Annotated in this window: 14 protein-coding genes and 1 pseudogene; 3 read left to right on the top strand and 12 right to left on the bottom strand. The window is 50.0% G+C overall.

Translation table 11 applies throughout. The annotated features are described in order from the left end of the window. Position 1: 1 nt before the first annotated feature. The 8 genes and pseudogenes from ABF463_RS05975 to ABF463_RS05940 all read right to left on the bottom strand — a co-directional run bounded on the left by ABF463_RS05975 (position 2) and on the right by ABF463_RS05940 (position 6,617). Entirely contained in the window at positions 2–601 is a 600-nt protein-coding gene (locus tag ABF463_RS05975) for a V-type ATP synthase subunit E (RefSeq protein ID WP_415532655.1), read from the bottom strand. 11 nt (positions 602–612) lie between these two features. After that, positions 613–921, bottom strand: coding sequence for a V-type ATP synthase subunit F (locus ABF463_RS05970; RefSeq protein ID WP_415532654.1), 309 nt, complete (start codon positions 919–921; stop codon positions 613–615). A gap of 19 nt (positions 922–940) precedes the next feature. Then, positions 941–1,363, bottom strand: a complete 423-nt coding sequence (locus ABF463_RS05965) for an ATP synthase subunit C (RefSeq protein ID WP_415532653.1) — start codon at positions 1,361–1,363, stop codon at positions 941–943. An 804-nt stretch (positions 1,364–2,167) separates the two neighbouring features. Then, a pseudogene (locus ABF463_RS05960) lies at positions 2,168–3,025 on the bottom strand (V-type ATPase 116kDa subunit family protein); the annotation flags it as partial. A 426-nt stretch (positions 3,026–3,451) separates the two neighbouring features. Continuing rightward, positions 3,452–4,501, bottom strand: coding sequence for a V-type ATPase subunit (locus ABF463_RS05955; RefSeq protein ID WP_415532652.1), 1,050 nt, complete (start codon positions 4,499–4,501; stop codon positions 3,452–3,454). Positions 4,502–4,505: 4 nt separating this feature from the next. Then, positions 4,506–4,817 carry a hypothetical protein gene (locus ABF463_RS05950; protein ID WP_415532651.1) on the bottom strand — a complete coding sequence of 104 codons (312 nt, stop codon included), beginning with the start codon at positions 4,815–4,817 and terminating at the stop codon, positions 4,506–4,508. A 127-nt stretch (positions 4,818–4,944) separates the two neighbouring features. Further along, positions 4,945–6,303 (bottom strand): PFL family protein, encoded by a 1,359-nt coding sequence (locus ABF463_RS05945; protein WP_415532650.1) that lies wholly within the window; start codon positions 6,301–6,303, stop codon positions 4,945–4,947. Between the two features lie 44 nt (positions 6,304–6,347). Further along, positions 6,348–6,617 (bottom strand): ACT domain-containing protein, encoded by a 270-nt coding sequence (locus ABF463_RS05940; protein WP_415532649.1) that lies wholly within the window; start codon positions 6,615–6,617, stop codon positions 6,348–6,350. A 348-nt stretch (positions 6,618–6,965) separates the two neighbouring features. On the opposite strand from ABF463_RS05940, the gene ABF463_RS05935 reads away from it, so the two are divergent. After that, the gene (locus ABF463_RS05935; protein WP_415532648.1) at positions 6,966–7,769 is read left to right on the top strand and encodes a histidinol-phosphatase HisJ family protein; all 804 of its coding nucleotides are present in this window, start codon (positions 6,966–6,968) and stop codon (positions 7,767–7,769) included. A 148-nt stretch (positions 7,770–7,917) separates the two neighbouring features. Beyond that, positions 7,918–9,171 (top strand): glycosyltransferase family 2 protein, encoded by a 1,254-nt coding sequence (locus tag ABF463_RS05930; RefSeq protein WP_415532647.1) that lies wholly within the window; start codon positions 7,918–7,920, stop codon positions 9,169–9,171. Between the two features lie 157 nt (positions 9,172–9,328). On the opposite strand, the gene ABF463_RS05925 is transcribed toward ABF463_RS05930, so the two are convergent. Beyond that, a complete protein-coding gene (locus ABF463_RS05925) occupies positions 9,329–10,309 on the bottom strand; it encodes a carbohydrate kinase family protein (protein ID WP_415532646.1) in 981 nt (326 codons plus the stop codon). A gap of 186 nt (positions 10,310–10,495) precedes the next feature. After that, positions 10,496–11,716, bottom strand: a complete 1,221-nt coding sequence (locus ABF463_RS05920) for a nucleotidyltransferase family protein (RefSeq protein ID WP_415532645.1) — start codon at positions 11,714–11,716, stop codon at positions 10,496–10,498. Positions 11,717–11,968: 252 nt separating this feature from the next. On the opposite strand from ABF463_RS05920, the gene ABF463_RS05915 reads away from it, so the two are divergent. Then, the gene (locus ABF463_RS05915; RefSeq protein ID WP_415532644.1) at positions 11,969–13,171 is read left to right on the top strand and encodes an acetate/propionate family kinase; all 1,203 of its coding nucleotides are present in this window, start codon (positions 11,969–11,971) and stop codon (positions 13,169–13,171) included. A 128-nt stretch (positions 13,172–13,299) separates the two neighbouring features. Here the strand turns inward: ABF463_RS05915 and ABF463_RS05910 are convergent, their stop codons facing one another. Next, complete coding sequence (locus ABF463_RS05910; protein WP_415532643.1) at positions 13,300–13,515, bottom strand: DUF378 domain-containing protein; 216 nt, start codon at positions 13,513–13,515, stop codon at positions 13,300–13,302. Between the two features lie 319 nt (positions 13,516–13,834). Next, positions 13,835–14,245 carry a large-conductance mechanosensitive channel protein MscL gene (gene mscL, locus ABF463_RS05905; RefSeq protein WP_415532642.1) on the bottom strand — a complete coding sequence of 137 codons (411 nt, stop codon included), beginning with the start codon at positions 14,243–14,245 and terminating at the stop codon, positions 13,835–13,837. Positions 14,246–14,278 lie beyond the last annotated feature (33 nt).

The following is a 14,278-nucleotide window of genomic DNA, read 5'->3' as shown; positions in this document are numbered from 1 at the left end:
ATTACAGTCTCAAGGTCAAGCCAGAAGACGCGGCGAACCAGTCTTTTTCGTTGTGGAGTTTTTGATCAAGTGTCTCGTCAATCACGAACCCCTTCTCGTTGTTTACGAGAATAAATCCGCCGATTAGGATGCCGGGGACTTCCTGTACGGTAGCCTTGCGCCCGGTAGCCGCAATCAGTTTGTCAGCCGAGGTATGTTCCCCGCGCTTGACTTCGATTATGAGGGAGCCGTCCGCCATGGACGCGCTGCTTTTTTTGAGCGCATCGCACAGCCAATCGGAGTACGCGTCGGTCTGTGTATACGCCACGATTTGATCGGCAGCTTCCTTAAATACTTTTTGCGTGATTTCTTCACGCAGCGTCAGCAGTTTGCGGCGGCCTTCCAACTCGGCCAAAGAGATTTCACGGCTCTGCTTGTTGCGGATGCTCGCGATCTCACTTTGGATGAGATTGTATGCCTCGTGCAAAACGTCTTCTTCGGCGCGCTGCATTTCCCGCTGGCGATAGTCTTCTATTTCCGCCATGATTTTCGAGCGTTGCGCTTCCGCGTCGCTCAACACGGCCGAAGTAAATTTTTTCAGATTTACATCAGTCTGAGACAATTGCGCTCACCTCAAATCTTTACACCAATGGCGTCTCGTACATAACGGGTGATAGAGTCTTTCGACCGGCCCGAACCGTGCCGATCGGGAATCTCAACAATCAGCGGGGTCTTGCGGTTGAGCTTTAGGTCATAAACCAGGTCGGGTGCAAGCGCAACCAGCTTCTCAGTCACAAGCACGATGCCAATGTCGGGATTGTCCATGGCGGAACGCAAGGCCTCGGTCACTTCTTTTTTCTCATGCACCACAACGCCTTCGATGCCGGCAAGCCTCATGCCCACCAGAGTATCCACATTATCGCTTATCAGGTAAAAGCGCATTTCGCTTCACCAACTTTACTTAGAGACGACCGACGATCATGAAAGAAATGATCAAGCCGTAGATCGCAATACCTTCGCCCAACACCACGAAGATCATCGCGCGGCCGAACACTTTCGGATCCTCGGTGACCGCACCAATAGCAGCGGCAGCGCCGTGGCCGACACCCACGCCGGCGCCGATGCAGGCAAGACCGGTGGAAAGACCGGCGCCCAGATAACCAAGGCCGGTTGCAAGGCCGGTGGCATCAGAGGTGGCGGCTGAAGCAAAACCGCCCAGCGGCAGGATGATGGCGGTCAGGCAAACAACCGCAAAGGCCGCAAGGTTGAACAAAATGGCTCTTTTGGAATGGGTGGTCTTTTTGCCGCGTTTCATGTTGTAGTAAGTAACGAACAGGGGGGCCAGAATTGCTGCGAGCAATACCAAAGCAATCAGATAATACATAGAAATTCTCCTCCAAAATAATTTTATTTAATGAAAGATTAAATAAAAAGCGAATTGCAAACTGGGCCAGAGCAATCAGTTTTCATAACGGATGTGCACGGGCTCATACGGTTTGCCGCCGCCCTCGTAGAAGCGGCTGAACATTTCGTAGAACTGAAGTCTCAAGCCCTGGATGCCTACGATCAGGCCTTCCAGACCGATGACAAACAGGTTGCCAATCACGAGTGCGACGGGATTATTCGCGTTGCCGGTCATCTTGGCGATCGTGAACACGGCGCTCATCATGGCGGCGTGGCTCAGGATAAATGCCCCGATTCTGATATAGGAAATCGTATTGGAAAGAAAAGAAAGAATGATATCAAACAATTCAAAGAACGCCAGCATAATGAATTCGCCTGTTTTCTTGGGCGCCCAGTCTTTTCTGCGTGCGCAGAGCCGGCCAAGCGGTTCTTTGCAGGCGATAATCAGAAGCGGTACGACAACCAGCAGAATGATAAACACAGGGTTGAAAATCAGTTTGCTGCCTTTTATGAGCATCAGGGCGGCGGCACCAATAACTGCCACATAGAAAACTAAGCCCGTGACGCCGTTTTGGCTGAAAAATGTTTTCTCGGGATTTTTCTGCTTGATGCCATTGATGATGTTGAGAATCATGCAGAAGACGATCAAGCATACACCGCCCGCCACGGATATCAGCAGGACAGTCATCAGATTGCTGCTGTTTTCTACCGGAAGAATGGATTGCCCGTGGTTGAAATTGATGGGCAAAACCGCACGTTCTCCCGAATATCCGAAAAATGAGTTATAGAAGAACCCGAAAATCATAGAAAAAATGCTGCATCGAATCAAAATATCTCCGAGGAACATCTTTTTCTTGTATTTCATGAACAGGGCGCCCAAAAGAATCAGGAACCCCTGTCCGATGTCACCAAACATGATGCCAAAAATAACGGAGTACGTGATGGACATGATTGGCGTCGGGTCAATTTCATTGTAGAGCGGCAAACCATACAGTTCCAGATAACCCTCGTACGGTTTCGCCATTTTGTTGTTGACCAGATGAGTTGGCGGTTCGATGTTAGGTGCTTCCTCGATACCTTCCACAACACAGTCCACATGGGGAAGGCTGTCGAACTGCTTGGTGAAAAGAGGAATTTCCCGCTCCGGCACCCAGCCGAAGATGTAAAAATTGTCGTCATATTCGGATGCGTATTTGCGTAAGTCGAAGCTGTCATGCAGATAGCGCAGTTTAGAATAGACTTTGAGGAATGTTTCTCGATTGGCGTTCCAGTACTTTCCGACAGCTTTTTGCGCGTCTTGTAAATCCTTTTGGACGTTTTCAAGCTCTGTTTGAACACTGGCGGACGCCTCTGACGGAGTACCATGTGCTTGCTCAACAATGGGGATGCGCTCAAAATACAGCGAATTGAAAAACTCATCCGCCTGCGCAAGTTGGGGCTTTCGAGCCACGTAGAACCCCCAATAGAACAAATCGGTCTCCTCAAGAGGAACAAACAGCAGTTCGATCTCCTCGTGGTCGACATTAACCTTCGGTAAACTGTCTTTCGGCAGGCGTCCGAAACGGAAACCAATGTACACACATTGGAAGATGTCGTCCAAATTGATTTTTAGTGTTTTCAGATGTTCCAGCTGTACGAGCATTTGCTTATAACGCCCGACAGCTTGGGTCAGATCACGCACCCGTGCATTCAGCGCGTCGAGTGTGAAACCTGCCTTGGACACATAGTCGCCTAATTCCTCGGCCGACATATCAAGATGTTCAAAATTGCTGTAGTGCAGGTGAATATCGGCATGAACACCGATATCGATGGCTCGTTGCAGAGCCTTTTCATAGGGATTTACCGTATCAATGGGATGAAATTCCTTCACATTTTCCAAAGCCGTTGCGGATTGCTCGACATGGAAATTCCCGTTAATACAGCACTCCTGCACCACCGTATCAAAATCCTTGAGCCGACCGACGATATTGACCAGCTTCATTTTGGCAACCGCCATACTAAAAGCCGCCTCCTTCGTGGTTCCTTGAGAAAATTTGAAAGTGTGCTGTTATGAGCTGCTTTTCGCAGTTCAAGCTTTGATACCCACCAGAAGTTTTTCGGTATCGGCGGGGTGCAGCCCATAGCGCACGCTTTCGATGACGGTGATAATGTTTTGCAGTTCAAGTTGCTTGAGATTCAGGTAGGCCGTCATCGCCACAGCCGAAGATGTGGAGGTGGCCAACAGCTTTTTGTTGTAATCAAAGAGAACGCGGTTAGCGCCCTCCTCAATATAATCGAAGCTGCCAGGTGCAAAAAATTCGGCGTAACGCGTATCCGCGAGAACAGCCAGCGCGGCATCCGCATCTGCGGACTCTACCATCTTGTTCAGCCCTTCAATTTTGACGCGTACGGTGTGCGGCAGCAGCAAGGATCGGATATACTCGGCTGGTGCGTTGAAATATCGCTTGAGGCGAATAATTTGTGTGATATTCAACAAATCAATCTGAACACCAATGGCGCGTTTGAGTTTGTCCTTGTCCTGCCCGGTGAAGCTGTTCTCAATGGCACGGTTCAGGTAAGCGTAATAGTAGCGGTCGAATGCATTGTCGATCTGCACGCTGTCCTGCGCGTCCGCATTGGAAGGGTCATAATTTTTCAAGATGTCGGCATACGGCGTGTCTGCGAGCAGTCGAAGCAGTTCGTCAAAACTGCGGACTTTTGCCAAACTGTAAAGATCAAAATCTGCATGTTCGGCAAAATAAGAGGGCAGCGAAAACAGATATTCCGTTTCGCGGCCTGCGTTCAGGTAACGGAGATAACTCAGAATCTCGTCGATCTCCATCCGCACGAGGAAAAACCGGTAAAATTTCCTGTCATTTGGGGAAATATAAACCAGCATCCGCATATAATCCTTGTAAATCGCATGGCGCAGAACATTTTCCAACTGCCCACGGTGTACAGAGGATTCATTGACATCGTGCAAGAGATCCGCGTAATATGTTTGCTGCTTCAGATAAACAGCGATTTCGCTCACGCTCTGTTTGCGTATCAGCTCGCGGTAATTTGCTTCCGTGAGCCGTTTGCCAAACATCGCATGAACTTTGGTGGCAAGCGCAATGCTTCCCGATGTTCCAGCCATGCAATCACCCGCCAATCACTTTTTTGAAAAGCTGATCGACCCATTGCGTATGGTTTTTATCATACATTGCGCGCAAGGCATCGGCGGTTGAAGCATACTTTTTTTCGATTTCCGTAAGCGATTGCTGTTGGAAACCTTCTTCGGTGGCGGCGGTTTTGGCGATGCGTTTGCGCGCACGCTCCAAATAGTCTTCCCGCAGCTTATCCTTGTCTTTGCGGATGGACTGTTCGGCTTCGGTGCGCAGCTGCTGTGCCTCCGTCGTCATAGTTTGTGCCATTTTGTCAATTTCAATAATCTTTTGAATGATATCCTGCATGGCAGTACCTCCATTCATAAAGGGTGGTGCACCACCCTCCTGTACGTTACTTATAATAATCTTTTTATTTTATTTTGCAATGTGCACAATTGCTAAAATTGCTTTCGTGAGTCTTGCACAAATTGGTTTAGTTTTTCAAGCTCTGAATGGGGGCGGGAATGCGACCGCCCCGTGCGATCAATTTTGCCGGGGAATACCGACTGACTTCCATGACCGGACCGGAACCGAGCAGGCCGCCGAATTCCAGTTCTTCGCCCACTGTTTTGCCAATGGCGGGAATTACACGCACGGCCGTGGTCTTGCTGTTGACCATACCGATGGCGGCTTCATCGGCAATGATAGCGGAAATCACGTCGGCGGTTGTGTCGCCGGGGATCACGATCATATCAAGTCCTACCGAGCAGACGGCGGTCATGGCTTCAAGCTTTTCAATGCGCAGGGCGCCGCTGCGTGCTGCTGCGATCATGCCTGCATCTTCCGTTACGGGAATAAATGCGCCGGAAAGCCCGCCAACATGCGAAGAAGCCATCACGCCGCCCTTCTTGACCGCATCATTGAGCAGTGCCAGTGCTGCCGTTGTGCCGGCGCCGCCGCAGCTTTCCAGGCCCATCTCTTCAAGGATGTGTGCCACCGAGTCGCCGCGCGCCGGGGTGGGTGCAAGCGACAGGTCGACGATGCCAAATGGTACGCCAAGACGGCGGGAGGCTTCTCTGGCCACCAACTGTCCTACACGCGTAATTTTGAACGCTGTTTTTTTGATGCAGTCGGCCACACCCGTCAAGTCGCAATCGCCGGCCTTTTGCAGGGCCGCACGCACCACGCCGGGGCCAGACACACCCACATTGATGACGGTTTCCGGTTCGCCGGGGCCATGGAACGCGCCTGCCATGAAGGGGTTGTCCTCCGGGGCGTTGCAGAAGACTACCAATTTAGCGGCGGCAAGTGAGCATTGGTCGGCTGTGCGTTCCGCGCATTCGCGAACAATCTTACCCATCAACGCTACCGCGTCCATATTGATGCCGGCTTTGGTGGTGCCGATGTTGACCGAGGAGCAGACAAATTCCGTCCGTTCCAGTGCTTCGGGTATGGATTCGATGAATGCGGAGTCTGCACCTGCAAACCCCTTGTGAACCAGTGCGGTGTAGCCGCCGAGAAAATTGACGCCCACGGTTTTGGCTGCCCGATCCAAAGCCAGCGCGTATTTGACATAGTCGTGATTGCCGGAACTGGCAGCGATTAACGAAATAGGCGTGACGGAGATGCGTTTGTGGATGATGGGAATGCCATATTCCTTTTCGATATCTTCCCCGGTCTTGACAAGCTTTTCCGCTTTGCGCACGATTTTTTCATAAATCTTGTTGCACGCGGCATCGATGTCGGGGTCACAGCAATCAAACAGTGAAATGCCCATGGTGATGGTACGGATGTCGAGGTTATCGTGCTCGATCATTTCGACCGTTTCCAATATATCTCCAACATTTAACATATGTTTTCCAAATCCTCCGGTTGTATACCTCAAAAGTGATGGGTTTAGATACGGTGCATAGAATTGAAAAGATTTTCCTGCATGACATGGATGGTTAGACCCATATCCTTACCAAGTGTGTCCATTTTGTCACTCAACTCGGCGCAAGTGATTTGTGATGAGGTCATCTCGACCAGCATAATCATGGCGAACACGTCCTGCAAAACGGATTGTGTCGCTTCTGTGATGTTGATTTTGTTCTCAGAGCAAATATTGCTCACTCTGGCAATGATACCGGTCATATCCTTGCCGATAACGGTGATGACGGCTTTCATAAATTACCTCCAGTATAGAAATTGCCTGCGGTCAGGACACGGCAGAAAGATCCTTTTCCCGCAGATGAAAAAAACAACGCAGTTCGCGTTTCGTGTAGCCGAAACGGAGCGGCATTTTGGATGGAACCCGAAAAAGAAGCCGGATTTTTTGAAAAAAACGGCTCCCATAGTTGGCGCGGCGCGCGGATGGTGTATAATAAGAATGGGTCAGAATCCGAACGGGCGCACAAGCGCTTTATTATCATAGCACATTTTAATGAAATTCACATCATAAACCGAAAGAAAATTTAGACAGGCTCTTTTTATGGTTTTCTGTAGGGGGAGTTTGTCCTTTGGAGGCACGAAATCATGCTGACCGATTTGCATATTCACACGGACAATTCACCTGACGCGGTGCACTCTACCACTGAAATTTGCATCAGCGCAATTGAAAAACATATTGATAAGATTGCGATTACCGACCATTGCGAAATAGACCGCTATGATGAGGACGGATACGAGCGGTCTGTCCGCCAATCCTTTTTTGACGTACTGAAGGCCAGGGGGGTGTTTGAGGGCAGACTGGAGATTTTGCAGGGCATTGAGTTGGGTAATGTTATGTGCGACACACAGTTGGCGCACGATGTCATCCGCACCCACCCGTATGATTTTGTACTGGGTTCTCTGCATCATATTAAAGGGGTGGACGACTTCGCGTTTCTGGATTATGAAAAAAATGATCCCAAAGAATTGCTTTCGGCGTATTATGAAGAGATGGAGCATATGGTGGAGTGGGGGGAATTCGACGTGCTTGCGCACATTACATACCCATTGCGCTATATCAACGGCGAACAGAAAAAAAATATCGACATCCGAGGTTTTGAGGAGCAGATTACACGCGTGCTGAAGAAAGCAATTGAAAAGGGAATCGGATTGGAATTGAATACGTCCGGTTTGCGGCAGGCCTATGGCTTGTGTATGCCGGATTTCTGGGGGCTTTCGTTGTATCGCGGTCTGGGTGGCAAGACCTTGACCATCGGCTCGGATGCGCATACCATGCAGGATGTGGGGGCAAACATTCCCGAAGGGTTGCAGCTGGCAAAGAAGGCCGGATTTACCTATACCTGCGTGTTTCGTGCCCGGAAGCCATACGCCGTTCCCATAGACTTGTAAAATACGGAAAAAGCTGCGGATACCTCGACAGATATCGGCGGATATGTTACAATAAGACGATATGTGAGGGGTCCATTGTCTGTGACACGAAATAAACGGGTGTTTATTCATGTACAGTTTTCGGTTTATAGTACACGGGGTGATTTCTATGGCTTGGTTGTATAACGGTCTGATCTATTGCTGGCTTTTGTTTAACTTTGTAACATGTGCCTTTTTTCTGTATCAGATGGCAGTGAGCATTGTGGCGCTCAAGCTGCACAAGCAGCCGCGGAACCCGGTTGATAGCCATCATCGGTTTGCTGCCCTGATTGCCGCACGTAACGAGGAACAGGTGATTGAAAACCTGATCGAAAGTATCCGGCAGCAGGATTACCCCGATGGAATGATCGACGTGATCGTGGTGGCCGACAACTGCACAGATCACACCGCGTTTATGGCTCGGCAAGCTGGCGCAGTCGTTTATGAGCGATTCAACCGCGCGGAGATTGGCAAAGGGTATGTGCTGAAATTCGCATTTGAAAAGATTTTTGCGGAACGGGATATTTACGATGCGTTCTGTGTGTTTGATGCCGACAACTTGGTGGAAAAGAACTTTTTCACCGAAATGAACCGTGCCCTCAATGAAGGTGCTAAGGTTGCACAGGGTTATCGGGATATCAAAAATCCATTTGACACATGGGTGTCTGGATGTCATGCAATTTATTATTGGATGCAAAACCGGTTTTCCAACTATGCGCGCGCCTGCCTGGGACTTTCCGCGTCCATCAACGGCACGGGCTTCATGATTAAAGCGGATCATCTGCGTGCGCACGGTTATGATGTCAGCACCTTGACCGAGGATCTGGAATACACGATGCAGACCGTCATGCTGGGGGAAAAGGTCGCGTGGGTGCCGACCGCACTCGTCTTTGACGAACAACCGCTCACACAACATCAATCGATGGTGCAGCGCACCCGTTGGACAAATGGATTTGTGCAATGTCTGGGTAAATATATCCGACCAATGTTCCGGGGTTTTATTAAAAGTCCGAGTCTGGTTAAGTTTGACATGCTGATGTTTTTGTTGACACTGCCGTTTACACTGCTGGGAGCAATTAGTTCATTTGTCTATATGGCGCTGACATTGCTGGGAGTCTTCCCGATTGGAACCTCTGTGTTGAACAATCTGGTTTTGATCGTAGGTATCCTTGGCAGCTTTTGCGGCGGTGCATTTGTTACGGTTCTTTTTGAAAAGCCCAGTGATCTGCGGGGTTTGCGTAAAGCCGTGCTGTATTTCCCATATTTCTATTTGACTTGGATGGTCATTTATCTCCGGGCGTTTTTTGTTCGCAGCAACGCGTGGAAAGCCATTCCCCATGTGCGCAGCATGAGCATTGGGGAAATGGAATCAACAAACAAATAAATAGCCGACCTTTTTCATTAATCAAAAGCCTCCGATATTTATGGGTTATAAATATCGGAGGCTTTTTTGCGGTGGATTTTATTTTTAATAGAGTGCATAGGGTGTTGCAATGTAGACCAGATGCCTTTGGAAAGGGAGGAAATACTTCTATCCTCGCTTAATCTTCCACGATTAGATGCGGTACATTAACGCGGCAGGCAGCCACATCCTCCTGTAGAGGCATGGCTGGGATTGCACCGCTTTTGCTGGTGACAAGAGAGCCCACCGCATTGGCATAGTCAAGGATATCTTCCAATTGTGCGATTGGCAATTTGCGAATATCTTCTACACTTTTGCCTTTTAGCCCATAGTGGACTGCACCGGTAAATGCATCGCCCGCGCCGTTGGTGTCGATGGTATGTACATCGTAGGTGGGAAGAACATTGCTGTGCTCGCCTAAACGATAATAAGCGCCTTTTTTGCCCAACGTGACCAGCACCAACGTTGCGCCGAATGCCTGTATCGCCCGCGCACCGGCATTCAAGTCGGTTTCTCCCGTCAGAAGAGTCAATTCTTCTTCAGAAAGTTTGACGATATCCGCGTAAGCAAGTCCGGCTTTCATTTGTTTCACAGCTGATTCTTTACTGTCCCACAGCGGCGCACGGTAGTTTGGGTCGTAGCTGATGATCGCGCCGGCATCTTTGGCGGTTTGCACTGCACAGAAAGTCGCGGTGCGGCTGGGTTCGTCGGTCAGCGAGAGCGAACCGAAATGCAGGATGCCGGTCTGGCGCAGTAAGTCAAGGTCAAGCTCATCTTTTCGCAGCAGCACATCCGCGCCAGGCTTGCGATAAAAACTAAATGACCGGTCACCAGACGGATCTAAGTGTACAAACGCCAATGTGGTATGTACTTCATCTGTCAGCACCAGATTTCGTGTACAAATCCCAGTGCTGTCCAGTGTGTCTTTTAAAAAATGACCGAAATCGTCGTTCCCGACCTTTCCGATAAACGCTGTTTTTGCACCAAGACGACTGCTGGCCGCCAGCACATTGGCAGGGGCTCCGCCCGGATTACGCGCAAATAATTCTGCCCCGTTACTGCCCACTCCGGCGGGAGTAAAATCAATAAGGAGCTCTCCGAGGGATACAACGTCAAACATGTAGATTCCTCCTAAATTTTATAAGACTCTGCCATAAAATCATGAAAAGCATAAAATCTTGCGCGGGTGGACGAATGCGTTTTTGCACAGCAACTGAAAAGTACAATGCAAGGTGGAGGACGTTCCGTCCCGCTGCACATGGATTCGCCCGGATGCATGAACGTTTACGTATCTGCATATTGTAACTTATTTGGGCCGGTTTTGCAATGTCTGCACATGAATCAATTCTGTCCGCTGCAACATACCGGTGGGCTGTACACATGGCAGGAACAGGCCGTAAAGATCATTTGCCCGGCATTCCAGTTCATAGACATGCCGGGCAAATGTGCCCAGTCTGGCCATATCGGCATGTCGTGTGACAATCGGCAGGCTGCCGGTTTGTCCGGCACGGCGCAAAATATCGCGCCCGCGCGGGCCGATGCCCAGTATCCGCAGATATGGAGGAGGAGCCGCCGTGTGGGTGCGGGAAAGGCCGAGGAATGCACCCCAGACCACACGGCGCACCCGTGCAAGGGTATATCGCTTGGACTTGATGGCGGAAAACAATGGTTCCAGTCCGCTTGCACGGTGCACGGCGGAGAGCAGACGGTTTTCCAAGCCTTCGGATACATCCGGTACCCGTGCCAATGCGGCCGCGTCCAGACAACGTAAACGTGCCAGCACAGCGCGCTCGGCGTAAGCGGCGCGATAGGGAGCAGCTCCAGCCGCAAGCGCCCGGCGGTAAAGTACAGCGGCTTGTTCCGGCACACACGCCAGCGCTTTTTCCTCCCGTCCCGCAGTTAGCAGAGCGCGAACCTGTGCCGCACTGGAAAAACCGGCCTCCTCTCCCACCGTGTCGTGCCCTGCAAAGACACGGCGAATAGCAAACGGGTTAAACGGTGCTTTCAGTTTGGCGCAGGCATTCAAATAGGCGAGGGCAAGGGTGTCGTTCGGACGGGAAAGCGGTGAGATGTCGGCTTGCGGGAACAATATGTGAACGGCGTTCTGCCGTGCTCTCGGAAAAGAGCAGCCCGCGGCAAGTGCATCTGCAAAAGCACTGCTGCCATCCACTTCGTTTAACATCCGTACGCATTCAGTCAGTTTGTCCGTGTCTCCTGTTTCACTGCCAAACACCAGCCGATCCACGCACCCCAATGCTTTCAACAATGAGATCGCACCGGCCGCAAACGTGTCTGCCGCCGCCATAGCCCATGGCAGCGGCAGTTCGACCACCAAATCCGCTCCCGCGTGCAGGGCGGCTGCACAGCGCGTTGTGGGGGACATGCAAGCTGGTTCACCCCGCTGGGTAAAACAACCACTCATGACCACGGCCACAGCGTCGGCGCCTGTGCGGCGCGCTTCCCGCAGCAAATGGGCATGACCATTGTGAAACGGGTTGAATTCCGCAATCACACCTGCTACCTGCATTCTGCCACCCCTCTTATTTCTTCGGATTATCCTGAAAATTGCTTTGCTCCGCGCGTGGTTGGGGGCCTGGTGTTTGCATCAGATGCCTTCACGTCGCAACCAGAGATAGCATTGTGAGCGTTTTCCATCAAAAATCATCACAAAATATACATAATCCTGCATACTACTTGCAACTGCATTCTCTACCTTATATAATAGTACATGTTGTGTTAGCATTGCAATGCCTTATTTTATGATGCAGGGGGATCACATATGAAAATTTTGGTTATCAACGCAGGAAGTTCTTCCTTGAAATACCAACTGATTGACATGGTCAGCAAAAATGTATTGGCAAAGGGAAACTGTGAGCGTATTGGCATCGACGGACGCTTCAAGCACCAAACAGGTGACGGGCGGAAATTTGAACGCGAAATGCCGTTGCCGGATCATCGCGTCGCATTCAAGCTGGTCATTGAAACGCTGACCAGCGGTGAAGGCGCCGTGATCGAGAGTATCAAAGAGATCTCAGCGGTGGGACATCGCGTTGTACATGGCGGCGATAAATTTACACAGTCCGTGCTTGTGACCGATGAGGTTTTGCGGGAATTCCAGGGGGTCATCAATTTTGCCCCACTGCACAATCCGCCCGCACTCAGTGGTATCGAGGCCTGCCGGGATACATTGGGCAAAGAGATTCCCAATGTTATGGTGTTCGATACCGCCTTCCATCAGACCATGCCGCCGCACGCATATACGTTTGGCGTACCGTATAAATACTATGAGAAATACCGTGTCCGCCGCTATGGCGCGCATGGTACGTCCCACCGCTATGTGAGCCTGCGTTGTGCGGAACTTCTGGGTAAAAAGCCCGAAGACACCAAAATTGTTACCTGCCATCTGGGCAACGGCTCTTCCATTTCAGCGGTGGACGCAGGTAAATGTGTGGATACCAGCATGGGCTTTACCCCGCTTGGCGGCATTATTATGGGTACCCGCAGCGGTGATCTGGACCCGTCTGTTGTCACATTTATCATGGAAAAAGAGGGCATCAGCCCGCGCGACATGGAGCAGCTTCTCAATAAAGAATCCGGTTTTATTGGCATCTCCGGTATCTCCAGTGACGATCGTGATTTGGAAGAGGCCACGGCAAAAGGCATTGAGCGCTCTAAAATTGCACAGGATGCCCAGCGTTATCAAATTAAAAAATATGTGGGTGCTTACGCGGCTGCAATGGGCGGCATTGATGCACTGGTATTCACCGGTGGCATCGGTGAAAATTCCTGCTTGCTGCGCGCAGCGGTGTGCGAGAATATGGAATACCTCGGCATTGAGATGGATGCGGCAAAGAATGACACGACTATCCGCGGCAAAGAGGGCGATATTTCCGTTCCCGGCACAAAAACCCGTGTGTATGTCATCCCAACTAATGAAGAATATATGATTGCGGTGGATACCAAGACCATCGTGGAAGGTTAATCCTGTTTGATTTTCAAATAGGTACGAAAAAGCGACGTTCCTGTGAGGCGGAACGTCGCTTTTTTGCGTCCTGTTTGCGTAAGATACGTCTCATATGCCAGTACGCGTAAAATCCGAAATCATTTGCCTTATGAGGTGTGTTTTGCCTCCACAATTTCACGTTCGCGAAACAGCAGGGAAATGCACCAAATGCCTGCGATGGCTACCAGCGTAAAGATGATCCGGCTGACGGCCGAACCAGCACCGCCGAAAGCCCAACCGACCACGTCAAAATTGAAAATGCCGACGCTGCCCCAGTTGAGCGCGCCTATAATCACCAGCAATAAGGCGATTCTGTCCAGCATGAAAATCAACTCCCTTTTATTTGCGGTTTTACAACGCGCAAAGCCGTTGCAAAACAACCCACAATGTCCGTGCAGTTTTCCGGTATGAAAGACAGCACACAGTCATGCATAGATTTAAAAAGCAGATGAAGCATACGGCTATCATCCGCTTTCGCAAATAGTATGGACGTAAAGGAACAGATTATGCGTTATGCCGGACAGATCAATTATTCATGTATTGGAATGGAGTTTTGGTTTAAACAATATACTTTTAAAAAATATTTGGAAACGCACCGCGTTTTTTGCGGGAATAATCATATTGAATGGCAGGACAGTGCATTCAGTTTTCCGTCTCGCAGTTTGCTTTTTCTTGCAACAGATCGCGTATCTCGGTCAAAACCACCAATGAAGGGTCGGGCTTTGGAGCTTCCACTTTTTTTTGGTGCAAACGTGTGATGGCTTTGACCATCAAAAAAATACAGAACGCAATTATGAGGAAGTTGATAACGGCTTGTAAAAAGGAACCGTATGAAATTACAATCTTGGAGGAGCCCGGAATGCCTCGGATGACCAGTTTTAAATCGGTTATATTGATTTGACCGAACACGATGCTGAGCAATGGCATTAAGATATCTTTTACCAGTGAATTGACAATTGCGCTGAACGCTGCGCCTATGATAACACCAATTGCTAAATCAAATGCATTGCCTTTCACAGCAAAATCCCGGAATTCCTGTATGAACTTTTTCATGGTTTATCCTCCGCTATTTGTTTTTATGCGTAT

This window comes from Ethanoligenens sp., assembly GCF_047718355.1.
GTDB lineage: Bacteria > Bacillota > Clostridia > Oscillospirales > Ethanoligenentaceae > Ethanoligenens.
The sequence above is the reverse complement of the archived record's forward strand: the minus strand, read 5'-3'. Positions and strand labels throughout refer to the sequence as shown.